Below are 22,289 nucleotides of genomic sequence, written 5' to 3'. Positions count from 1 at the left end.
ATTATTTGAGGTGTTTCGGGAAAACCGTGTACAGTGTCTTCCCCGTTGCGACTTCTTCCCACCGGGATTCCCCGAACCGCAAGTGGACCAGGCCGGTGGTCGGGACGTTGTCGATGGACTGGTCGCCCCAGGTATTTGCAAGGTGGGTAAAAGCGTGATTGTGACCAAATAGCAGTACCCGTTGCAACCGGTTGTCGAGCCCCGCTACGAAGCCGGCAACCGAGGACCCGGAAAAGTCGTACAAAGCATCGGTAACCGTGAGTAACTCAAAAGGCAGGTCCAGGCCCCGCATCAGGATCATGCAGGTGTGCAGGGCCCGGTTTGCCGGGCTTGAAAATACGGCATCCGGGCGGGGAAAATCCGGTTTGACTTTCCGGGCAACCAGGTGCCCGTCCTGAATCCCGCGTTCCTTCAGTGGGCGGTCTTTATCGGCCACGTCGTAATCCCAGGAGGATTTACCGTGACGAATGAGTATCAGTTCTTTCATGTGTTTCTCTTTAAGGCGCCAGGCGTTCGATTTTCCAGCCTCCCCGGTCATTCATACGGTACAGCAGCCGGTCGTGCAACCGGTTTTCGCGTCCCTGCCAGAATTCCACCGATTCGGCGCGGACCAGGTAGCCCCCCCATTGTTCCGGCCTGGGAATCTCCCCCCCGCCAAGCTCTTTTTCGGCCTTTAGCAGACGTTCTTCCAGATACTCCCGGGACGGGACAACCCGGCTTTGGTCGGAAATCACCGCCCCCAACCTGCTGCCCAGTGGCCGCGATTGGAAGTACGCATCCGACTCGGCAGCGGAAACCTTCTCGGCCCGGCCCTTTACAATGACCTGCCGCTCGGTGTAGGGCCAGAAAAATGAAAGGCATACCCGGGGATCGGCTGCGATGGCCCGGCCCTTTTCACTTTCGTAATTCGTATAGAACACAAAACCTTCTTCACTGAATTTCTTCAGCAAGACCACCCGGCTCCTGGGATATCCGTCCGGCCCGACGGTGGCTAGCGTCATCGCATTGGGTTCCTCACCCCCGGCAGCGGCCTCCGCATCCCGGAACCACTGCCCGAAAAGATCCAGGGGGCGGTCCGGTACCCCGGACTCGTCCAACTGCTTTTTTTCATAGGATTTCCGGTAGGCACCTAGGTCTTTTTCCATGGGAAGTGTTCTGGGATACCAATATAATCAAACTTGGATAAAACCGGGGCGCAGACGGTCCCCGTAAACCGCTTTAATCCTGGCCGGCGCTCCATTCAAACGCCTTCCCATCCTCGGCAAGTTCCACGTTCGGAAATTGGCCCAGGGCTTCCTGCCGAAAGGCCTCCAAATCCCGATAGCGGGTGGAATAATGCCCCAGGATCAAACGGCCCACCCCGGCGTCCCGGGCTATCCGGGCGGCCTGTAATGCCGTGGAATGGCCGGTTTCCGCCGCCAACCGGGCTTCGGTCTCCAAAAAAGTGGATTCGTGGTAGAGCGTATCCACCCCGCGGATCCACGCGGCCAGTTCCGGCTTATACGCGGTATCACTGCAGTAGGCATAACTCGCAGCAGGGGGCGGGGGCTCGGTAAGCCGGTGGTTGGGGATCGTACGGCCGTCGGCGGCTACCCCATCGGCCCCTTGCTTAATCTTCCGGTAATAGGCCTTGTCCACCCCCAGCGATTCGGCTACCCCGGCCCGTAGTTTCCGCATGCCAGGCTTCCTTTGAATCAAAAAGCCGTTGGCGTAAATACGGTGGTTCAGCGGCAAGGTGGAAACCTCCAGTTTCTCGTTGGCCAGGATAGTTTCGGGCTGCGTGGAAGTCAGCTCCCGGAATTCAAGCGCAAAGCGCGTGCGGGTTTCCCCAACCCTCAGCAGGAGCGAAATCGCCTCCCGGATGCCTTTGGGCCCATAGATGTGGAGCGGGCGCTCCCGGCCCAGTAGCTGGAAGGTGGCAATAAGACCCGGCAGGCCGAAAAAGTGGTCCCCGTGGAGGTGGGAGATAAATATATGGTCGATGCGCGCCAATCGGATCCGGTAGCGTCGGAGCTCCATCTGGGTGCCCTCCCCGCAATCGATCAGCAACAGGTGGCCGCCGGTTTCGAGCACTTGCGCACTCGGGTGGGTTTGGTAGCGGGGCGTGGCCGCATAACAGCCAATGACGCGGAGCTTCATGGATTGTGGATTCCCGCTCAAAGGTCCAGGTCCCGTTCGATTTCCTCCATTTCGATCATGTCCCGCGCCTCCTGGAGGGTCGGGACCGCACAGATCTCATCGGGCAGGTCGTTGTAGGACAGCGCATCGGATACCAGGACAAAGGATTTGCCTGCCCCGCGGTGCTCGTTGGAGATCTCCAGGAATTCCAGGACATCGTCGGTGGTGAGTTTTCCCAGTGAAAACAGGTTGACAATCAGGTGGTTGTTTTTAAACCTCGGGTAGGCTTCCCGGAGGTTTTTCAAAAAAGTCTGCAGGGAAACCTTTTCCTGCAGGACAATGGTGATATTCCCGTCGGTATCGAATAGCATGTGCGGCTTATTTGATCCTTGAAGCTAATAAATAAATCACAGCCATCCGAATGGCCACCCCATTCTCTACCTGGTTGAGGATGATGGACTGGCTGGAATCGGCAACATCGCTGGTGATCTCCACCCCGCGGTTGATCGGGCCCGGGTGCATGATCACGATTTCCTTGCCGAGGCTGTCGAGCAATTTCTTATCGATACCGTATTGGCGGGTATACTCCCGGGTAGACGGAAAATAACTCATGTCCATCCGCTCGTTCTGTATGCGAAGCATGTTGGCCACATCGCACCATTCCAGTGCCTTGCGCAGGTTGGGTTCCACCCGGACGCCCAGGGATTCAACATACTTGGGGATCAGCGTCCTGGGGCCGCAAACCTGGACTTCGGCCCCCTGCAGTTGCAGGGCAAAAATATTGGACAGAGCCACCCGGGAATGGAGGATGTCTCCCACAATAACCACTTTTTTTCCGGCCACCTCCCCGAGCTTCTCCCGAATGGAATAGGAGTCCAGCAGGGCCTGGGTGGGATGTTCGTGGGCGCCGTCGCCCGCATTGATAATCGAGGCATTTACGTGCCTGGAGAGAAAAATACCGGCCCCCGGGTTCGGGTGCCGCATCACCACCATGTCCACCTTCATGGACAGGATGTTGTTTACCGTATCGATCAGGGTTTCCCCTTTCCGCACGGAAGACTGGGCTGCCGAAAAGTTGATAACGTCCGCCGAAAGCCGTTTTTCGGCCAGCTCAAAGGAGAGCTTTGTCCGGGTGCTGTTTTCAAAAAAGATATTCGCGATGGTGATGTCCCGCAGGGAAGGCACCTTTTTGATGGAGCGGCTGAGGACCTCCTTGAAATGGTCGGCAGTTTCAAAAATCAGGTCGAGGTCTTCCCGGCTCAGGTACTTGATCCCCAGCAAATGGCGTACACTTAGCTCACTCATGCGTCATCACTGATTAGATATACGGCGTCTTCCCCGGCATTTTCCTCCCAGCAGACCTTTACGCGTTCCCCTCCAATGGCGTCCACCTGGCGTCCCCGGTAATCGGGCTGAATAGGCAGGTGACGGCTGAATCGCCGGTCGATCAGGGTGAGTAATTCCACTTCGCCCGGCCGGCCAAACGACTGGATAGCCGTCAGGGCCGCGCGGATGCTGCGCCCGGTAAACAGTACGTCGTCGATTAAAACCACGCGCTTGCCTTCCACCAGAAAATCGATTTGCGTACTGCTGGCTGCCAGAGTCTTGTCGCCCCGGCGGAAATCGTCCCGGTAAAAGGTGATATCGAGCAACCCGAACGGGATCCCCGTGACTTTGTAATCCGTCTCCAGCAATTTCAGAAGCCGTTTGGCCAGGAAGGTACCGCGGGGCTGCAACCCGATCAGGACGCTGTCGCTGAAATCCAAATGGCGTTCCAACAGTTGACAGGCAAGCCGGTGCAGGATGATGTGGATCTCTTGGGAGGAAAGCAGCACTTTTTGACTCATACCGGGCCGGCTCGATCGTTTCAGGGACAAAAATAGGCATTTCTCCCCAATATGCGGGCGGGGTTTGTAGTGCAGTCGGCGAGGCGGTTTCCGGGGGTTGCCGTCCCGGGCCCGGCGGACATAAAAAAACCCCGGGGAAACCCGGGGTTTTCTATCCTCTTGGAGAAACCGGCCTGTTATTTCTTGCCTTTTCCTTCCATCTTGTCCTTAAGGGCCTGCAGCTGCTCGTTGGCATCTCCCAGGGTGGGCTTGTTCTCGTCAGCCTGGGCAGATTTCCGGCGGGCCGCACGCACGTTGCGCTGCTCTTCCTCCTTGAAAATTGCCGTGTGGCTGGCAACCACGCGCTTGTAGTCCTTGTTGAACTCGATGATCTTGAATTCGGCTTCTTCACCCCGCTGGAGTTTTTTGCCGTCTTCTTTCTCCATATGCCGCTGGGGCACAAAGGCGGTGATATCCTCGTTGAACTCGATGATAGCTCCCTTGTCCACGATCTCCGTGATAGCGGCTTTGTGGGTTGTCCCCTCGCCGAACTCATCCTCGTACTTGTCCCAGGGGTTTTCCTGGGTTTGTTTGTGGCCGAGGCTCAGCTTGCGGCCGTCCACATCCAGTTCCAGTACCTCTACCTCCATCTCGTCCCCGACGCTGACAAACTCAGACGGGTGCTTGATTTTCTTGGTCCAGGACAGGTCGGAAATATAGATCAGGCCGTCGATACCTTCTTCCAGTTCCACAAATACGCCAAAATTCGTGTAGTTGCGGACAATTCCCTTGTGGCGGGAACCAACCGGGTACTTGCTGGTGATATCCGTCCACGGGTCCGGGGTGAGTTGCTTGAGTCCCAGGGACATCTTGCGGTCTTCCCGATCCAGGGTCAGCACCACGGCTTCCAGTTCGTCTCCGACATTCACGAAATCCTGAGCACTGCGCAGGTGGGTGGACCAGGACATTTCGGATACGTGGATCAGTCCTTCCACTCCTTCTGCCACTTCCAGGAAAGCTCCGTAATCGGCAATGACCACTACCTTTCCTTTTACCTTATCGCCAATCTTGATCTCGTCGCCCAGGGCATCCCACGGGTGCTTTTCAAGCTGCTTGATACCCAGCTGGATCCGGGACTTGTTGTCGTCGAAATCCAGGATAACCACATTGAGCTTCTGGTCCAGGTCTACCACTTCGTTCGGGTGGTTGATCCGGCTCCATGACAAATCCGTAATGTGAACCAGGCCGTCTACGCCGCCCAGGTCGATAAACACCCCGTAGGAGGTGATGTTTTTCACCACACCTTCCAGTACCTGGCCCTTTTCGAGCTGGCTGATGATCTCCTTCTTCTGCTCCTCGATATCTGCCTCGATGAGCGCCTTGTGGGAAACCACGACGTTTTTGAATTCCTGGTTGATCTTGACCACTTTGAATTCCATGGTCTTGCCGACATACTGGTCGTAATCCCGGATGGGTTTTACGTCGATCTGCGAACCGGGCAGGAAGGCCTCGATGCCAAAGACATCCACAATCATACCTCCCTTGGTACGGCATTTTACGTAACCGGTAACTACCTCTTCCTTATCGTGGGCTTCGTTGACATTTTCCCACGCCTTGATGGTGCGCGCCTTCCGGTGTGACAGCACGAGCTGGCCGTTCTTGTCTTCCCGGATATCGATCAGCACATCCACGGTGTCGCCTACCTGCAGGTCCGGGTTGTAGCGAAACTCGTTCAGGGAGATTACCCCCTCGGATTTCGCGTTGATATCGATGATCGCCTCCCGATCCGTGATGTGGGTGATGGTCCCTTTCACCACTTCCTCGTCGGCGGTATCTACAAAGTTTTCCTTGACGAGTTGCTCAAACTCCGCGAGCTTCTCGTCCTCGACCCGCTCAATTCCCTCTTCGTACTTATCCCAGTCGAAATTTTCGAGGAATTCCTGGGGATCTTCTTGTTTGGCAGGAGCTTCTTGTTTGGCAGGAGCTTCCTGCACCTGGGTTTCAGCAGTTTCCACTGCTTCTTCCTTTTTGTTTTCTTCAGCCATTTGCTGATTTTCGTTTGTATCCCAGGGCCCGTCAGGAGCTGGCACCTGCCCCGGAAGTAGTTCTTAACAATTGATTCTTCGCCTTTTCCACTCCTGAATACGCGCTGGAAAAGGTGTGCAAAAATACAACGAATACCGCTTATTACCAAGCTTTTTCACGCCCCCGGAAAAATGGGAGGGTTATTTTCTCCCGAAAGCCCCCGCTGTACGCCCTGTTTTTGTATCTTGTCTTTCGATAAATTTCAATAGAAAATCGCGTATTATGAGTGTAAAATCAAAGTATCAGCCCGTCCTGGACCTGGGGCTGCAATTGGGCGTTAAAGACGGGGACGTCAGCGAAGAGGACGGGGTGCTGAAAATCAAGGGCACTACCCGTACCCAGTACGAGAAAAACCTGCTCTGGGACAAGATCAAGGAAATCGGGGGTGAAAAACCGGGCGATGTCAAGGCGAACATCAAGGTTGAGGATGCCTCCGTCTACCACCGCCATGTGGTCAAAAGCGGGGAATCCCTGAGCAAAATTGCCAAGCACTACTACGGCGACCCGATGAAATACAAACAGATATTTGAGGCCAACCGGAATATCCTGAACAACCCGGACATCATCCACCCGGACCAGGTACTGGTGATCCCAACCCCCTGACCGGGCATAAATGGAATTACAGGGTGCTTCTCAGGAAGCGCCTTTTTTTTTGTCGATAACCCGCAAGGCATGGGCGTGGATGCGCTCGAATTGCTCTTCCATGCCCATATCGCTGTTGTCGAACTCAATGGCGTCTGCCGCCTTGCGCAAGGGGGAGATTTCCCGGTTTGAATCGATGTAATCCCGGTCGCGGACATTCTGAAGCACCTCCTCATAGCGCACCTGCTCGCCACGGTCCAACAGTTCCTTGTAGCGCCTGTTGGCGCGAATTTCCGGGCTTGCTGTCATAAAGATTTTCAGATCGGCCTCTGGCAGCACCACCGTACCGATATCCCGCCCGTCCATAACCACGCCCCCCTGGGCTGCCATGGCCTGTTGCTGGGCAACCAGCTTTTCTCGTACAGCCCCCAGGGCTGCAATCTGGCTCACGTAGCGGGATACATCCAGGTTGCGAATCTCCCCCTCCACATTCTTTCCTTCCAGGGTAACCTCAGACCGGCCGGTTTCATCGTTGCGCTCAAAACCGATCTCCAATGCAGCAAGCCGCTTTTCAAGGGCCGGCTCGTCGGGCTCCTCCCCGATCAGGCCTTCCCGGAGGGCGAAAAGGGTTACGGCCCGGTACATGGCGCCGGTGTCGATATAGATATATCCCAATTCCCGGGCGAGTTGCCGGGCCAGGGTGCTTTTGCCGGTAGACGAATACCCGTCGATGGCGATGGAGATTTTTTTCATCACAGCGTTTTAGCCCCTTTCACCTTCCGGTTGGTGACGGCGATTTCGATCACTTCCCTCATTTCAGTCACGTAGTGGAAGGTAAGTCCTTTCAGATAATCCTCCTTGATTTCGGCAATGTCGCGCCGGTTTTCCTCGCACAGGATCACCTCCTTGATCCGGGCGCGTTTGGCTGCCAGGATTTTCTCCTTGATCCCGCCCACGGGCAACACCTTGCCCCGCAGGGTAATTTCCCCGGTCATCGCAATGCTCTTTTTAACCTTGCGCTGGCTGAACAGGCTCACCAGGGAGGTGAGCATGGCGATTCCGGCGCTCGGGCCGTCCTTGGGCGTAGCGCCTTCCGGCACGTGGATGTGCACGTTGTACCTGCCGAAAACCTCCGGGTCGATGCCAAAGGCCTCCGCATTCGACTTGATGAATTCCAGGGCAATGGTGGCGGACTCCTTCATCACTTTCCCCAGGTTCCCGGTGATGTTCAGGGCTCCCTTGCCCCTGGACAATATGGATTCAATAAAGAGGATATCCCCGCCCACGCTGGTCCACGCCAGGCCGGTAACCACCCCGGCCACTTCGTTGTTTTCATATTTGTCGCGTTCCATTCGGGGGGCGCCAAGCACCTCCTCCACCACCGCGTTTGTGACTTTAACGGTATAGTCTTCATCGGTGGCGATGTGCCGTGCCGCGTAGCGCACCATTTTGGCGATCTGTTTTTCCAGGCCCCGCACCCCGGATTCCCGGGTGTACCCCTCCACGATTTTCTCGAGCTGCTTCTTCCCTATTTTCAGGTCTTTGGAGGCCAGCCCGTGCTCTTTGAGCTGTTTGGGCAGCAGGTGGCGTTTGGCGATCTCCACCTTCTCCTCAATGGTGTATCCGGTGACATTGATAATCTCCATCCGGTCCCGGAGGGCCGGCTGGATGGTCCCCAGGTTGTTGGCTGTGGCGATAAACATCACTTTGGACAGGTCGTATCCCATCTCCAGGAAATTGTCGTAGAATTCGCTATTCTGTTCGGGATCCAGGACCTCGAGCATCGCGGAGGACGGGTCGCCCTGGGCGCTGCTTGAAAGCTTGTCGATCTCGTCCAGGATAAATACCGGGTTGGATGTGCCGGCCTTTTTCAGGTTCTGGATAATCCGGCCGGGCATGGCGCCAATGTAGGTTTTCCGGTGTCCGCGGATTTCGGCCTCGTCCCTCAGCCCGCCCAGGGACATCCGGACGTATTCCCTCCCCAAAGCCTCGGCGACGGATTTTCCCAGGGAGGTTTTCCCAACCCCCGGGGGGCCGTACAGACAGAGGATGGGCGATTTCATGTCATTCCTCAATTTGAGGACTGCCAGGTATTCCACTATCCGGCGCTTCACGTCCTCCAGCCCGTAGTGGTCCCGATCCAATATTTTTTCGGCCCGTTTCAGGTCGAACCGGTCTTTGGAATACTCCCCCCAGGGAAGGTCCAGCAGCAGGTCCAGGTAATTCCGTTGGATGGAGTATTCGGCTACCTGCGGGTTCATCCGCTGCAGCTTGGCCAGTTCCTTCCCGAAATGCTCGCCCACGGCATCGGACCATTTCTTTTTCTTGGCACGGGCCTCCATCTCCTCGATCTCCTCGTCGTACGACAGCCCCCCGAGTTCCTCCTGGATGGTTTTCATCTGCTGGTGCAGGAAGTATTCCCGCTGTTGCTGGTCCATATCGCTGCGGACCTTGGACTGGAGTTCGTTCCGGAGTTCCAGTTTCTGGAATTCCGTATTCAGGTGCTTCAGGGTGGCCAGTGCCCGCTGCTGCAGATCCGATATCTCCAGGAGCTCCTGCTTTTCGCGCACTTCCAGGTTCAGGTTGGACGAAACAAAGTTGATCAGAAAGGAATCGCTCTGGATATTCTTAATCGCGAAAGAAGCCTCACTGGGGATATTCGGGTTGTCCCGGATGATCTGCAGTGCGAGCTCTTTGATGGAGTCGATGATGGTGGAAAATTCCACGTCGTCCGGTGCGGGTCGCTTCTCCCGTGTTTCCCGGACGGTTGCCGTGAGATAGGGCTTCTCGGTGAGCACCTCGGCTACCCGGAAACGCTTCTTTCCCTGGATGATTACCGTGGTGTTCCCATCGGGCATCTGCAGGACCCGCAGGATGCGGGCCACGGTTCCGAGGGTATGTATATCGGCAATCCCGGGGTTTTCCACCTCCTCGTCTTTCTGGGCCACCACCCCGATCACCTTGGAGCCCTGGTTGGCGTCCCGGATCAGGTTGATGGAGGTATCCCGGCCGGCGGTGATGGGGATCACAACCCCCGGGAACAGCACCGTATTGCGCAATGGCAGGATCGGAAGGGTTTCCGGAAGTTCCTCGTTGTGCATTTCCTGTTCGTCCTCCGGGGTCAGGAGCGGGATCAGCTCAGAATCCTGGTCGAGGTCCTGGAGCGACAGTTTGTCAAGAGATATAAACTTTGATTCAGACATGCGTCGATTTTCGGTCATTCTGTCACCTGGAGACAGATTCATTCATTTTCACAGCCCGTTGTAAAATACGAAACGCGCTGTATTTCAGGAGCGTATCGCATTTTATAGGCGCTTTTATCACTAGGGTGGGACAATTCCCATGCCAAGGCGGCTAAATTGGGTGGCGCAACTGTAACAATCCGTAAATTGAATCATCTATAAGACAAAGAACAACTTTTTGAGCCAACTAACGGAACATACTGATGTTTTGTTGCAAGCGTGCCTGCAGGGCGACCATCACGCACAGATGAAAATTTACGACCGGTACTACCGCGCCATGTACAACACGGCGGTCCGGATCGTAAAGGATGCCGCAGAGGCCGAGGATATCATGCAGGAATCCTTTCTGAGTGCGTTTACGAAGCTGCACACCTATAAAGGTGAAGTGACCTTCGGGGCCTGGCTGAAGCGCATTGTGATCAACAACAGTATCTACCACTACCGGAAACAGCAGAAAAACCGGGAAGTGGCGTTGGAAAGTGTCATGTACAAGGTCGAAGACAAGGATGAAGCTGATGCTGATTCCGGGAGTACGGAACAACTGGCTCAAAAAGTCCTGGAAACCATGAAGCAGCTAAAAGACAGCTACAGAATTTCTTTGACCTTACACTTGATCGAAGGTTATGATTACAAGGAGATCTGTGAAATCATGGATATGAGTTACGGCAATTGCCGCACGACCATCTCAAGGGCCAAGGAACGGCTCCGTCAGATGCTATCCATAACACCAAGCGTATGAAAGAGAAAGACAACACATTGGAATCGCTGTTCGGGGAACTCCGCGGCGCCATGGACCACATGGAACCATCGGAAGGCCACCGGGAGCGATTCAAACAACGGCTGGGAGAACCGGCAGCCCCAAAGACACGCAGGCAGAACCTCTGGGGGCCACTGGCCCTGGCGGCATCGTTTGCCTTACTGATCACAGCCTCGGTTTTCCTGTTCCGGCCGGACGCCAGCATGGAAGAGCAGGTGGCTGAAATATCGCCGGAAGCCTCCCGAACCTCCTACTATTTTGCCAACCTGGTCCGGCAGCAGGTGGGTGAACTGGAAGCCCTCAGCAGCCCGGAAACCCGGCCGCTGATCGACGATGCGCTCCGCCAGCTCGGCCAACTGGAGGCAGATTACGGAAAGCTGGAATCCGACCTGGTAAGCGGCGGGAACAGCAAACTGATCCTCAGTGCCATGATCAATAATTTTCAGACCCGCATCGACCTCCTCCAGGAGGTGATGCAGCAAATAGAACAAATCAAACAATTCAAAAATGCGAATGATGAGACAAATACCCTTTAAACTGATCCCCCTTATACTTGCCGTGATTGCGATCGCGGGTACGGCACGTGCGAATGACCCGGTACTCAAGGGGAGGCACACCAAGGAAAAGACCATCAAAAAGGAATACCAGGTCAATGCAGATGCCCTGCTGAAGATCGCTAACAGCTACGGCAACCTGGTACTTACCTCCTGGAACGAGAACCGCGTGGTCATCGAGGTGCATATCACCACCAATGGCAACAATGAAGAGAAAGTCCAGAAAAAGCTCGACGACATCGATGTGGAATTCGAGGCGAGCGCCTCCATGGTCTCGGCCCGGACAAAGTTCCAGAAAGAAAGTTCCTGGGGCTGGTGGGGCAACAACAACAATGTGAACATGCAGATCAACTACACGGTAAAACTACCGGTTAAGAACTCGGTGAACCTGAGTAACGACTACGGCAATATCAGCCTGGACCGGGTAGACGGCCACACACGGATTTCATGCGACTACGGCCGGCTGGATCTCGGGGAGCTGCGGGGCAGGAACAACGACCTGAATTTCGATTACACCTCCAAATCCCGGATCGGCTATATCAACTCCGGTAAAATCCGGGCGGATTACTCCGGCTTTGTCATTGAAAAAGCGGGGAACCTGGATATTGCGGCGGATTATACAGACGCCATGGTAGAATCGATGGAAAACCTCACCTACGCCAGCGATTACGGCAACCTGGAAGTTGGTGAAGCGAAAAATGTAAAGGGAAACGGTGACTATATCAACGTGAAGCTGGGCACCCTGCACGGCCATGTGGACATTTCCGCAGATTACGGCTCCATCCGCATCGGCCGGTTGGCCGAAGATGCCGGGAACGTCAGCATCCGCACCGATTATACGGGTATCAAGATCGGGTACGACCCGGACTACCATTTCGATTTCGAAATCAGCACGGAATACGCCGGGGTGAGTGGCAAGGAAGATTTCACCGTCAATGTGAGCCGGGAAAAGAACAGCAGCCGGTTTTACCAGGGGTACCACGGCAGCAGCGGCAGCGGGAACATGGTAAATATTACCAGCGACTACGGGAGCATTACGTTTACCCGGAATTAGTAACAAAGAGCGCCGTTTGGCTACCAATAACCAGAATCAATCTAGATCGGCTACAATGAAAAACACATGGATCATCGGGATATTTTGCCTGCTGACCGCCTGCAATCTCAACGGGCAGTGGGGCAAAAAAATTAAGGGAAACGGGAGCCGGCAAACGGAAACCCGGGAGGTTGGCACCTATGATGCCATTACCGTATCGCACATCTTTACCGTGTACCTCGTTTCCGGGGCGGAAGGCACAATCCGTATCGAGGCCGAAGAAAACCTCATGGAGTACATCCACACGGACGTTTCAGGGGGCGAGTTAAAAATCCGGGTGGAACGGGGCGTGCAACTCCAGCCCAGCCGGGAATTCCGCAAGGAGGGGATCCGGATCTGGGTCCCGGTAGAGTCCGTCAACGAGGTTTCGGCCAGCGGGGCCAGTGACCTGATCGGGGAATCCGCGCTGACCGCAGAACGTTTCGAGATCAATATCTCCGGCGCCGCCGATGCCGAATTGGATATCGCGGCAGATTTCCTCCGCGTCCAACTCTCCGGCGCATCGGAACTCAGGTTGCAGGGCTCCGCGGAAACGCTGGAGATTGAAGGAGCCGGCGCTTCCGACCTGGATGCATACGGACTGACGGCCCGCCATGTGGATGCAAGACTTTCGGGATCCAGCGATGCGGACGTTACGGCCAAAGAATCCCTGAAAGCCCGCGTATCCGGTGCCGGGGGGCTCTCGTACAAAGGAGACCCGCCCCGCCTGGAGAGCAAGGCCAGCGGTGCCGGGCATATCCGCAAAGGCTGAAGCCCGGGCGGGCATAGCGCCCATTATCATTAACAAATATTATTTAAACAACTATCATCGTGAAAAACACATTATTGTTCGGTATCTGCTGCCTGTTGGCCGCCTGCAACCTCAGCGGGCAATGGGGTAAAAAAATCAAAGGAAATGGGAATACCGTCACGGAAACCCGGGATGTAGGCAGTTACGAGGGGGTCTCCCTCTCCGGCTGGTTCGACGTTGAACTCGTATCGGGTGCAGAGGGCACCATTACCCTGGAAGGAGAGGAGAACCTCCTGGAACACCTCGAAACGGAGGTAGACCGCGACGGCACCCTGAAAATCAAAACGGAGAAAGGATACAACCTGCAACCCTCCTCCTGGAGGAATGGCGGGATCCGGATTACGGTCCCCGTCGAATCGATCGGGGAGGTTTCCCTTTCGGGTTCCGGGGATATTGTCGGCAAGACCCGGCTGGCCGCCGGACATTTCCGGACCACCATGTCCGGTAGCGGGGATATCTCCCTGGAGGTGGAAGCCGAAAACCTGGATGCCTCCCTCTCCGGGTCCGGGGACATTGTCCTGAGCGGAACGGCAGGAGCTGTTGAAATACGGGTTTCGGGGTCCGGGGATGTCCGGGCCTATGACCTGGATGCCCGGGAAGTGGAGGCGGTGGTATCCGGATCGGCAGATGTCCGGGTGACGGTGCGCGAATCCCTTACGGCGCGGGTTTCCGGATCGGGCGACATCCATTACCGGGGCAACCCGGCCCATGTGGATTCCAAAACCTCGGGGTCCGGAGATGTCGTGAAGGAGTAACGGGTTTTCAATCAATGGACGTCACAGTCAATCCGCCCCGGAAAGCGCCCCGTGCCTTTCCGGGGCTACTTTTTAACGCGGACCCGCAATAGCAGGAAAATCCCCAGGAGAAAGAAAACACCGAGCATCAGCGCAGCCGGCCGCATGCTGTTGTTCATCTGGGCTACCAGTGCGAAGATGGACATCCCGATAACGATGCCGATTTTCTCCGCCACATCGTAAAACGAGAAAAATGAAGTCGTGTCTGTGGTCTCCGGCATCAGCTTCGAATAGGTAGACCGGGAAAGTGCCTGGATGCCGCCCATAACCAACCCAACGCACCCTGCGGCGATATAGAACTCCATCGGTTGCCTGACAAAGTAGGCGTAGATACAGATTACGACCCAGAGGGCATTGATCACCCCCAGGGTGGGAATATTGCCGAAGGCCTTTGAGGCCCTGGCAGTAAGCGTGGCACCGGCCACTGCCACCAACTGGATCACCAGGATACTGACAATCAGCCCGGTGGTGCGCTCGGAATCCGTCCCCCAGGCTATTTCCTCTTCTCCGAAATACGCTGCGATCAACATGACTGTTTGCACCGCCATACTGTAGACGAAAAAGGCGCCCAGATACCGTTTGAGCACCGGCAGGTCCCGCAACTGGCGCCAGACGCCCTGCAACTCCCGGAATCCGTTGAAAATAATACGGGTGCGCTCCCCCTCCCGCCGATACCCCTTTGGCAGGTGGTAGAACGTATACTGGCTGAACAGGATCCACCACACACCCACACTGACAAATGAGTACTTCATCGCCAGGATCTCGGCGGGTTCCCGGGCTGTATCGACAATCCCGAAGGTATCCGGGGAAAGTACCATGGCCAGGTTCACCAACAACAGGATCACACTGCCGATGTAGCCCAGGGAAAACCCCTTGGCGCTCAGGCGGTCCTGTTGTTCCGGGAAGGCAATGTCCGGCAGGTAGGAATTGTTCATGGCAAAGCTCACCCAGAAACCGATAACGCCCAGGAAATAAAATACAAGCCCTACCAGGAGCGTATCCAGGGTAAACCAGTAGAGTCCAATACATGAGATGCCGCCCAGGTAGCAGAAAAATTTCATGAAGAACCGCTTATTCCCCAGGTAATCGGCAATTCCGGAGAGCAAGGGTGTGATCAGGGCGATGACTACAAAAGCGGCTGCGGTGGTATAGCTGATCAGCGGGGTGCGCCCCAGGGTCACCCCAAATACGGTCACCTGTTCCACTTCGGCCAACCGGAAAATCGCCCCCAGGTAGAGCGGGAATACGGCCGAGACGACCGTCAGGCTGTACACCGAATTCGCCCAGTCGTAGAAGGCCCAGGCATTGAGCAGCCGGCGGCTGCCTTTGTTTGCAAATGCTTTCCCCATAAAAAAACCATCCAGTTCCCCGAATGGCTTTCAATATACAATAATTAGGCGCTCTGGTCCCCGACCGGCCAAATTGTGCGCGAGACCTCCCCGAAGTTATTACTTAAAACTGGTCACCCCGAATTTGCGGGCCTCCTCCTTGGCCAGGGGCGCCCACTCGGTCAGGTTGTCGATCCGGGTTTCATTGGACGGGTGCGTACTGAGGAATTCCGGGGGGGCTTGCCCACCCTGGGCCTTCATCCGCTTCCAGAGTTCGGCTGCTTCATCCGGGTTGTATCCGGCAATCGCCATTATCTGCAGTCCGATCCGGTCTGCTTCCGTTTCGTGGCTCCGGCTGAACGGCAACATGCCCCCAACCGTGGTTCCCAGGCCATAGGCCTGCATATAGGCATTCCGCTTTTCCGGGTCGTCCACGGCCACGGCCACGCCAACAGCCCCGATTTGTTGCAGCATCCCGGCACTCATACGCTGTGCCCCGTGGTCGGCAAGGGCATGCGCCACTTCATGGCCCATGACCACCGCCACTCCGGTTTCTCCCTGGCAGATCGGCAGGATGCCCGTATAGAAGACAATTTTACCCCCGGGCATGCACCAGGCATTGACTGTTTCGTCTTTGACCAGGTTGTATTCCCAACGGTAATCTTTCAGGTAGCCCGGGTATCCGTTGGCGGTAAGCCATCGCTCTGCCGCATTGGCAATACGCTGCCCAACGGCGGTTATCATATTGGCCTCCGCCCCGGTTTCTACAACGTTGTTCTCTTCCAGAAACTGGTCGTACTGGGCAAAAGCCATGGGGAATATCTGACTGTTCGGGTAGAAGTTCAGGGTGTTTTTTCCGGTAAACGGATTCGTTTTGCACGCGGCTACCGAAAGGAATAACACACATGCCAGCAAGGCCTTTTTCATATGAGGAAATTTGAATTCGTGCACCGGGTAAATTACGAAAAAATCAAGTCCCGCTTATGTGCAATACGCTGAAATTTTTGCTGATTTCAATGGTGTTGTCCCCGTTGATGCGAAGCTCTTTCAACGGGACCTTTTCATTGTCGATCTCGACGCTTTTGATGCGGAACGGCAGGCCCACCAGGTTGATCTTAAAGGTATCATAGGAGGTGATAAAGGAACCGTCCTTGAATTGTTGCAGGATTACCTCCTTTTCCTTTCCGCTGAATCGGAAATTCCGGATGCTGTACCCGCCCTTTTTGTAGTCGTAGCCGTCCTGGGCGTCCTCGTAAAGCGTCGATTGCTCCTGCCCCAGTTTGTAATAGACATTCAGCTCCATCTGTTCGAGCTTCTTCTCCCCCACGTATTGCTGCACCGGGAATTTCGGGATAATGGCCCCCTCCCGGATAAAGATCGGGATCTTGTCGATGTCGGCCACCACCCATTTTTCGCTCCCGCCTTCCACGATTTCCCCGGTCCAGAAATTGTGCCACTTCCCCCGCGGGATATACATCCGGCGGCCCTTGGCATTGGGCTCCTGGATCGGGCAGACCAGGATCTGGTCCCCGAAGATGAATTCGTCTGTGCGGAAATGTGTCTGCGTATCCTCCTGGTCGTAATACACCAGGGGTTTGAGCATCGGGACGCCTTCCTTGACGTATTTCCAAAAGCTCGTGTAGAGGTAGGGCAGCAACTGGTACCGGAGTTCGATAAATTTCCGGACTATCCCGGTCACTTCCTCGTCAAACGACCAGGGTTCCTGGTCGCCGTGGTCGCCGCTGGAATGCACCCGGCAGAAGGGGTGGAATATCCCCAGCTGCACCCACCGGGCAAAGAGTTCCCCGTTGGGCTGTTCTGCAAAGCCCCCGATATCCGAGCCGACAAATGAATAGCCGCTCATGCACATGCGCTGGACCTGAACGTTGGCAATCCACAAATGTTCCCAGGTTGCTACGTTGTCCCCGGTCCAGGTACAGGCGTAGCGCTGGGTCCCAGCGTAGGCCGCCCGCGTAATCACAAAAGGACGCTTCGGAAAGACGAATTTCTTGACCCCCTCGTACGTGGCCCGGACCATCTGCATCCCGTAGATATTATGGGCCTTCCGATGGCTGCAGGGGTTCCCGTCATAGTCGTGGCGCATATCCAGGGGGGCTGTTTTGGTGGGGACTTCCATCACGGCCGGTTCGTTCATATCGTTCCACACGGCGTGCAAGCCGCTATCCTTGATGAAGTCCTCGTACAGTCCGGCCCACCATTCCCGGACTTCCGGATTCGTATAATCCGGAAAACTACAGGGCCCTGGCCATACTTTCCCATGCATAATCGGGCCGTCCGCGCGTTTACAGAAGTAATCGTTTTCCAGGCCTTCCTGGTACACCCAGTAGTTCCGGTCTACCTTGATCCCCGGGTCGATCATCACCACGGTCTTGAACCCGTCCTTCTCCAGGTCGCCAATCATTTTCTTCGGGTTCGGGAAGCGCTTCTTATCCCAGGTAAAGCACCGGAACCCATCCATGTAATCGATATCCAGGTAGATCGCATCGCAGGGAATTTGCAGTTTCCTGAAGTTTTTGGCCAGTTCCCGAACGCGTTTTTCCGGGTAATAGCTCCACTTGGACTGGTGGTACCCCAGCGCCCACAGGGGCGGAAGTTCCGGGGTGCCGGTAAGGTCCGTATAGGACTGCACCACTTTGGATATGGCCGGGCCGTAAAAGAAGTAATAATTCATCTCCCCCCCGTCGGCCCAAAAGCTCGTTACGTTGCGGCGTTCATGCGAAAAATCAAAATGGGTACAGAAGGAATTGTCAAAGAAAATACCGTAGGCCTGGTTGTTGTGCAGGCCAATGTAGAAGGGGATTGCCTTGTAAAGCGGGTCCTGCTCCTTGCCGAATGCGTACTGGTCCGTAACCCAGTTGTTGACGCGCCGTCCCTTGAGGTTCGAATGGGTCGCCTTGTCGCCCATCCCGTAAAAGCTCTCCGAAGACTGGGTAATCTTGCTCATTTTTACGGTATTTCCCCCAAAGGCGTAATTCTCTTCCCAGTGGAATCCCAGTTCGTCCTCGTTGATGATGTTGCCCTCCAGGTCGGATATTTGCACCCGGAGGCTCTTCTTGTCTACCAGCACCTGCAGGCGGGAGGTGAAGATCCGGTAATCCGATTCTGTTTCCTCGTCCCGCAATTCGTTGTAACCCCCGGTGGCATCCGGGGCTATCGCATAGGAAAAATCGGGTTCGAAATTATAATCCGTGGCATAACGGAAGCGTAGGGCGCTATTCCGTAAAACGGTGATTTCCAGGACGACCCCGTTGTCTGTGGTAAAATAAAATTTCCCGGAGTCCGTATGGTAGTCCACCACTTGATTGGGATACAAATTGCCTTTGTACTCCAGTTCCGTATTGGTGATCATAGTCGGTTATATTAAAGCCTCACAAAAAAAAGACAATACGGCGAGAATAGGAAATGTTTCCCCCGTCAAATATGAACGATAACGTTTGCGACTGTTCCCCAAGCCGGTTTTGCTGTAATCTGCTGGCTGGCACCCGGGAACATTCTACCATTCATTTACCGGAAAACCACTACCGAAAGGGGCGGCAGGTTAATTTCAACAGACCGGTCGAAACCGTGCCAGGGGGTTTTGCTGATCTTTGCCACGCCGTTTTCCATGCCGCTGCCCCCGTATTTCTCGGCGTCGCTGTTGAACAATTCCTTCAGCTGCCGGGTTTTGGGCACCCCGATCCGATACCCTTCCCGGGGCACCGGCGTCAGGTTGCAGGCGATGATCAGGTAGTCTTTGGGCTCGTTCCCCATGCGCATATAGGTGAGGACGGAATTCTCCGCATCCCCGTAGTCGATCCACCGGAATCCCTCGTGGCTGTATTGCTTTTCATACAGGGCGGGTTGTTCGCGATAGAGCGTATTGAGGTCCCTGACCACCTGTTGTACCCCTTTGTGAAAATCGTACTGCAAGAGGTGCCAGTCCAGGCTCTGCTGGAAGTTCCACTCGGACGACTGCCCGAATTCCCCCCCCATAAAAAGCAGGTTGGACCCCGGATGGGTAAACATATAGCCGAACAGCAGCCGCAGGTTGGCAAACCGCTGCCATTCGTCCCCGGGCATCCGGTAGAGCAGCGATTGTTTCCCGTACACCACCTCGTCGTGCGAAAACGGCAGCATAAAGTTTTCGGTAAACGCATAGGTCATGCTGAAGGTAATATCGTTCTGGTGGTGTTTCCGGTAAACGGGTTCCTTCTTAAAGTATTCCAGGGTGTCGTGCATCCAGCCCATCATCCATTTCATACCAAAGCCCAATCCGCCGACATCCACCGGCTTGGTTACCTTGGAGAAGGCTGTGGATTCCTCCGCGATGGTTTGCACCCCCGGGTAGTTCCCATAGACCTGCGCATTGAGCTCCCGGATAAAGGAGATGGCTTCCAGGTGTTCGTTATTGCCGTACATATTGGGCTCCCACTCCCCTTCTTCCCGGGAGTAGTCCAGGTAGAGCATGGAGGCTACGGCATCCACCCGCAACCCGTCCACGTGAAAGTGGTCCAGCCAGTAGAGGGCGTTGCTGATCAGGAAGGCGCGCACTTCGTTCCGGCCGTAATTGAAGATCAGGCTCTTCCAGTCCGGGTGGTAGCCTTTTCGCCGGTCCGGGTGCTCGTAAAGGTGCGACCCGTCAAAATTCCCCAGCCCGTGGGCATCTTCGGGGAAGTGGGACGGCACCCAGTCCAGGATCACCCCGATGCCGGCCCGGTGCAGGGCATCCACGAGTACCTTGAAGTCCTCCGGTTTCCCAAAGCGGGAAGTGGGCGCAAAATACCCCGTTAGCTGGTACCCCCAGGAAGGGTCGTAGGGGAACTCCATGACCGGCATAAATTCCACATGGGTAAAGTTCATCTCTTTGACGTATTCCACAAGCTGGTCGGCCAATTCCAGATACGTCAGGAATTCGTTGTCTGCATTTCGCCTCCAGGAACCCAAATGGACTTCATACACGGAATACGGTTTGTCCAGCCCGTTGTGCCCGGCCCGGTTTTTCATCCAGGTCCCGTCCTTCCATTTGTGGTCATCCGCCCAAACAACGGAGGCTGTTTTAGGCGGGTGCTCCGAATACCGCGCAAAGGGATCCGCTTTTTCGGTTTTGACGTCATTGACATGCGAATGGATCTTGTATTTATAAAGCGTACCCTGGTCCAGGCCAGGGATAAAGCCTTCCCATATGCCACTTTCATCCCACCGGACGTTCAGGGGGTGCTCTCCTTCCAGCCAGTAATTGAAGTCGCCGACCACGGAAACCGATTTGGCCGAAGGCGCCCATACAGCAAAATACACGCCTTTTTCACCATCCACTTCGGTGAGGTGGGACCCCATTTTCTCGTAGAGCCGGTAGTGCTTCCCGGATTTAAACAGATTGATATCGAATTCCGTAAAAAAGCTATGCGGGATAACTTTGCCCATAGTCAGTTGTTGTGTTTTGTTAATCGTTAATGATACTCCGGATGCCTTCCAGGGGGATTACAGCCCAGTCCGGGCGCGAATTCATTTCGTATCCCAGTTCGTAAACGGCTTTCTCCAGCATGCAGTATTTCAGCAGGAAAATCCGCTCGGCACTATAGCCGATGTTGATGTTGTGGTCCTGGATCATCTGAACGTATGTGTCCAGGAAAACCCCCACAAAATACCGGTATAGCAGCTCGCCCGCGGCAAAAAGTTCGTCCTGGGGGTACGGATACTTGCCCGGGTTGTCGAAAATGGTGGCGTACACTGCGTAGTGGAAGGAACGGAAAATTCCGGCAATATCCTTCAAAGGGGGTTGTTTCACTTTCCGGTCCCGGATGGTGCTCTCTGGTTCCCCCTCGAAATCGAGCAGGAAAAAATCATCCCCCTGCACGAGGATTTGGCCCAGGTGGTAGTCGCCGTGTACGCGCAACCGCTCCCCCTTGAGTTTGGTCCAGTCGAAATTGACAAACCGCTTCCGGATTTCATTCTTCCGCTCCAAAAATTCATTGGCGAGTTCCAGGGCCTGCCCCTCGAGGCGTCCCAGGTTGTTCTCCACCATGTTCAGCCGGTTCTGGAACATGTAGAGGAGCCGGTTTTTTAACCATACTTCATAATCCCCGTTAAAACGGGTGGGCGTAAATGCTGTATCCTCGAATTCTGAACCCAGGGCAATGTGCATTTCCGCCGTTCGCTGCGCCAGTTTCTGGAGTTTCAGAAAAACGCCGAGACCGGCCCAGTCGATGATTTCCGGAGGTACCTGCCGCGAATTGATCCGCTGGAAAAGCTCGAGTTTCGGCAGGCGGTCCACCCGGATCCCCTTGTATTCGAGGTTGCAGAAGATTTTGTGCAGCTCTTTGAGCATATAGTCCCAGGCATCGCCCTGGTTGGGGACGAGTTCCTGCATGAGCGCAATGGTCACATTGACGTTGTCCGTGTCCATGATACTGAGGCTCCCCTGATAAGCCGGGGTGTTCTTATAGCCTTTTCGTTCGGACAGGAACCGGCTCATTTCGTAGTCCGGGTTCTTATCGGCGTAAATCCGGCGGAAGAACTTGATGACGGACTTCCCGTTGATAATGATCGAGGTATTGCTCTGTTCGAGCCCCATAAATTTCGATGACTCGTACGGGGTGCCCCGAAATTCCGTGCTCTTGTGGTACCGCACGCGGGTGGTGTCGTTGGGTTCCGCCATCAGGATGCGTTCGTAGACCAGCCGTCGGAATGCCTCCAAATTGACTGCATCGATGATAAAGCCCTCCTGGCCGCGGATCGCCAGGGGCAGGATCCGGTCTCTTTCCGCAAAGCTCTCATCCGATACAAAGGCAATAGGCAAAAAATAATGCTGGTAGAAGGCCTCCTCGAAATTGACCTCCAGGAGCAGGCCGTAATACACCTCCTCGTTGTGCTGAATCCTGAAGTACTCCTGCAGTTCGATATACTTCATCGTGCTGGACTTGCCCCCGTACCAGCGTTGCTGCACCACGTAGTTTTCCAGCACATCCGAAAGGAAGACCTCCACGAACCGCTCGTCGTCCATGAGCTGTTCCCAGGGGATATCAAATTGGAGCCCTTCCACCTGGACGGCTTCCTGTGCCGGGGCCTCCGCGCTATCGGACCCTTTCTGCTGCTTTGCTTCTGCTGCTTTTTTCGCCATGAC

20 protein-coding genes are annotated in these 22,289 nt (G+C 55.3%); 6 read left to right on the top strand and 14 right to left on the bottom strand.

The genetic code is table 11. The annotated features are described in order from the left end of the window. Position 1 precedes the first annotated feature (1 nt). The 7 genes from RB2501_RS09220 to rpsA form a co-directional block, all read right to left on the bottom strand. Positions 2-487: a SixA phosphatase family protein gene (locus RB2501_RS09220; protein WP_015754523.1), complete on the bottom strand. Its 486-nt coding sequence runs from the start codon at positions 485-487 to the stop codon at positions 2-4. 10 nt (positions 488-497) lie between these two features. Beyond that, positions 498-1,145 carry a pyridoxamine 5'-phosphate oxidase gene (gene pdxH / locus RB2501_RS09215; protein WP_015754522.1) on the bottom strand — a complete coding sequence of 216 codons (648 nt, stop codon included), beginning with the start codon at positions 1,143-1,145 and terminating at the stop codon, positions 498-500. 73 nt (positions 1,146-1,218) lie between these two features. Beyond that, on the bottom strand, positions 1,219-2,139 hold the full coding sequence (locus RB2501_RS09210; protein ID WP_015754521.1) for a ribonuclease Z: 921 nt from the start codon (positions 2,137-2,139) through the stop codon (positions 1,219-1,221). Positions 2,140-2,156: 17 nt separating this feature from the next. After that, a complete protein-coding gene (locus tag RB2501_RS09205) occupies positions 2,157-2,489 on the bottom strand; it encodes a hypothetical protein (protein ID WP_015754520.1) in 333 nt (110 codons plus the stop codon). Between the two features lie 7 nt (positions 2,490-2,496). Then, a complete protein-coding gene (locus tag RB2501_RS09200; RefSeq protein WP_041327148.1) occupies positions 2,497-3,423 on the bottom strand; it encodes an aspartate carbamoyltransferase catalytic subunit in 927 nt (308 codons plus the stop codon). Beyond that, positions 3,420-3,965, bottom strand: coding sequence for a bifunctional pyr operon transcriptional regulator/uracil phosphoribosyltransferase PyrR (gene pyrR, locus RB2501_RS09195; RefSeq protein WP_015754518.1), 546 nt, complete (start codon positions 3,963-3,965; stop codon positions 3,420-3,422). The genes RB2501_RS09200 and pyrR overlap by 4 nt, the downstream gene beginning before the upstream one ends. Before the next feature lie 176 nt (positions 3,966-4,141). After that, on the bottom strand, positions 4,142-5,989 hold the full coding sequence (gene rpsA / locus RB2501_RS09190; RefSeq protein ID WP_015754517.1) for a 30S ribosomal protein S1: 1,848 nt from the start codon (positions 5,987-5,989) through the stop codon (positions 4,142-4,144). A gap of 262 nt (positions 5,990-6,251) precedes the next feature. Between rpsA and RB2501_RS09185 the strand changes: the two genes are divergently transcribed. Further along, complete coding sequence (locus tag RB2501_RS09185) at positions 6,252-6,632, top strand: LysM peptidoglycan-binding domain-containing protein (RefSeq protein ID WP_015754516.1); 381 nt, start codon at positions 6,252-6,254, stop codon at positions 6,630-6,632. Positions 6,633-6,662: 30 nt separating this feature from the next. Here RB2501_RS09185 and cmk read toward each other — a convergent pair whose 3' ends face one another. After that, positions 6,663-7,364: a (d)CMP kinase gene (cmk, locus tag RB2501_RS09180; RefSeq protein WP_015754515.1), complete on the bottom strand. Its 702-nt coding sequence runs from the start codon at positions 7,362-7,364 to the stop codon at positions 6,663-6,665. After that, positions 7,364-9,814 carry an endopeptidase La gene (gene lon / locus RB2501_RS09175; protein WP_041327147.1) on the bottom strand — a complete coding sequence of 817 codons (2,451 nt, stop codon included), beginning with the start codon at positions 9,812-9,814 and terminating at the stop codon, positions 7,364-7,366. The genes cmk and lon overlap by 1 nt, the downstream gene beginning before the upstream one ends. Before the next feature lie 217 nt (positions 9,815-10,031). Here lon and RB2501_RS09170 point away from each other — a divergent pair, with 217 nt between their 5' ends. From RB2501_RS09170 to RB2501_RS09150, 5 genes are read left to right on the top strand one after another with little or no spacing between them, the layout of a single operon-like run. Next, positions 10,032-10,592, top strand: coding sequence for an RNA polymerase sigma factor (locus tag RB2501_RS09170; protein ID WP_041327146.1), 561 nt, complete (start codon positions 10,032-10,034; stop codon positions 10,590-10,592). After that, positions 10,589-11,146, top strand: a complete 558-nt coding sequence (locus RB2501_RS09165; protein WP_015754512.1) for a hypothetical protein — start codon at positions 10,589-10,591, stop codon at positions 11,144-11,146. The genes RB2501_RS09170 and RB2501_RS09165 overlap by 4 nt, the downstream gene beginning before the upstream one ends. Further along, on the top strand, positions 11,127-12,218 hold the full coding sequence (locus tag RB2501_RS09160; protein ID WP_015754511.1) for a DUF4097 family beta strand repeat-containing protein: 1,092 nt from the start codon (positions 11,127-11,129) through the stop codon (positions 12,216-12,218). The genes RB2501_RS09165 and RB2501_RS09160 overlap by 20 nt, the downstream gene beginning before the upstream one ends. Before the next feature lie 55 nt (positions 12,219-12,273). Further along, on the top strand, positions 12,274-13,008 hold the full coding sequence (locus RB2501_RS09155) for a head GIN domain-containing protein (protein WP_015754510.1): 735 nt from the start codon (positions 12,274-12,276) through the stop codon (positions 13,006-13,008). Positions 13,009-13,067: 59 nt separating this feature from the next. Then, positions 13,068-13,802: a head GIN domain-containing protein gene (locus RB2501_RS09150; protein WP_049764854.1), complete on the top strand. Its 735-nt coding sequence runs from the start codon at positions 13,068-13,070 to the stop codon at positions 13,800-13,802. Positions 13,803-13,867: 65 nt separating this feature from the next. On the opposite strand, the gene RB2501_RS09145 is transcribed toward RB2501_RS09150, so the two are convergent. The 5 genes from RB2501_RS09145 to RB2501_RS09125 all read right to left on the bottom strand — a co-directional run bounded on the left by RB2501_RS09145 (position 13,868) and on the right by RB2501_RS09125 (position 22,286). Continuing rightward, positions 13,868-15,190 (bottom strand): MFS transporter, encoded by a 1,323-nt coding sequence (locus tag RB2501_RS09145; RefSeq protein WP_015754508.1) that lies wholly within the window; start codon positions 15,188-15,190, stop codon positions 13,868-13,870. A 99-nt stretch (positions 15,191-15,289) separates the two neighbouring features. Continuing rightward, complete coding sequence (locus RB2501_RS09140) at positions 15,290-16,096, bottom strand: M48 family metallopeptidase (RefSeq protein WP_015754507.1); 807 nt, start codon at positions 16,094-16,096, stop codon at positions 15,290-15,292. A gap of 43 nt (positions 16,097-16,139) precedes the next feature. Then, entirely contained in the window at positions 16,140-18,539 is a 2,400-nt protein-coding gene (locus RB2501_RS09135; protein ID WP_015754506.1) for a glycoside hydrolase family 31 protein, read from the bottom strand. A 155-nt stretch (positions 18,540-18,694) separates the two neighbouring features. Beyond that, the gene (gene glgB / locus RB2501_RS09130) at positions 18,695-20,590 is read right to left on the bottom strand and encodes a 1,4-alpha-glucan branching protein GlgB (RefSeq protein ID WP_015754505.1); all 1,896 of its coding nucleotides are present in this window, start codon (positions 20,588-20,590) and stop codon (positions 18,695-18,697) included. Between the two features lie 19 nt (positions 20,591-20,609). Continuing rightward, positions 20,610-22,286: a maltokinase N-terminal cap-like domain-containing protein gene (locus RB2501_RS09125; RefSeq protein WP_015754504.1), complete on the bottom strand. Its 1,677-nt coding sequence runs from the start codon at positions 22,284-22,286 to the stop codon at positions 20,610-20,612. Positions 22,287-22,289 lie beyond the last annotated feature (3 nt).

It is taken from the genome of Robiginitalea biformata HTCC2501 (assembly GCF_000024125.1).
Lineage (GTDB): Bacteria > Bacteroidota > Bacteroidia > Flavobacteriales > Flavobacteriaceae > Robiginitalea > Robiginitalea biformata.
Note: the sequence above shows the minus strand (reverse complement) of the source record. Positions and strands in the feature narration are given on the sequence as shown.

Excerpts from the sequence above, each read along its gene's own strand:
- RB2501_RS09155 (WP_015754510.1), top strand. The coding sequence starts at position 12,274 with ATGAAAAACACATGGATCATCGGGATATTTTGCCTGCTGACCGCCTGC.
- RB2501_RS09145 (WP_015754508.1), bottom strand. The coding sequence starts at position 15,190 with ATGGGGAAAGCATTTGCAAACAAAGGCAGCCGCCGGCTGCTCAATGCC.
- RB2501_RS09200 (WP_041327148.1), bottom strand. The coding sequence starts at position 3,423 with ATGAGTGAGCTAAGTGTACGCCATTTGCTGGGGATCAAGTACCTGAGC.
- glgB (WP_015754505.1), bottom strand. The coding sequence starts at position 20,590 with ATGGGCAAAGTTATCCCGCATAGCTTTTTTACGGAATTCGATATCAAT.
- rpsA (WP_015754517.1), bottom strand. The coding sequence starts at position 5,989 with ATGGCTGAAGAAAACAAAAAGGAAGAAGCAGTGGAAACTGCTGAAACC.
- RB2501_RS09140 (WP_015754507.1), bottom strand. The coding sequence starts at position 16,096 with ATGAAAAAGGCCTTGCTGGCATGTGTGTTATTCCTTTCGGTAGCCGCG.
- RB2501_RS09165 (WP_015754512.1), top strand. The coding sequence starts at position 10,589 with ATGAAAGAGAAAGACAACACATTGGAATCGCTGTTCGGGGAACTCCGC.
- RB2501_RS09160 (WP_015754511.1), top strand. The coding sequence starts at position 11,127 with ATGAGACAAATACCCTTTAAACTGATCCCCCTTATACTTGCCGTGATT.
- RB2501_RS09135 (WP_015754506.1), bottom strand. The coding sequence starts at position 18,539 with ATGATCACCAATACGGAACTGGAGTACAAAGGCAATTTGTATCCCAAT.
- RB2501_RS09210 (WP_015754521.1), bottom strand. The coding sequence starts at position 2,139 with ATGAAGCTCCGCGTCATTGGCTGTTATGCGGCCACGCCCCGCTACCAA.
- RB2501_RS09205 (WP_015754520.1), bottom strand. The coding sequence starts at position 2,489 with ATGCTATTCGATACCGACGGGAATATCACCATTGTCCTGCAGGAAAAG.
- pyrR (WP_015754518.1), bottom strand. The coding sequence starts at position 3,965 with ATGAGTCAAAAAGTGCTGCTTTCCTCCCAAGAGATCCACATCATCCTG.
- RB2501_RS09220 (WP_015754523.1), bottom strand. The coding sequence starts at position 487 with ATGAAAGAACTGATACTCATTCGTCACGGTAAATCCTCCTGGGATTAC.
- lon (WP_041327147.1), bottom strand. The coding sequence starts at position 9,814 with ATGTCTGAATCAAAGTTTATATCTCTTGACAAACTGTCGCTCCAGGAC.
- RB2501_RS09185 (WP_015754516.1), top strand. The coding sequence starts at position 6,252 with ATGAGTGTAAAATCAAAGTATCAGCCCGTCCTGGACCTGGGGCTGCAA.
- cmk (WP_015754515.1), bottom strand. The coding sequence starts at position 7,364 with ATGAAAAAAATCTCCATCGCCATCGACGGGTATTCGTCTACCGGCAAA.
- RB2501_RS09125 (WP_015754504.1), bottom strand. The coding sequence starts at position 22,286 with ATGGCGAAAAAAGCAGCAGAAGCAAAGCAGCAGAAAGGGTCCGATAGC.
- pdxH (WP_015754522.1), bottom strand. The coding sequence starts at position 1,145 with ATGGAAAAAGACCTAGGTGCCTACCGGAAATCCTATGAAAAAAAGCAG.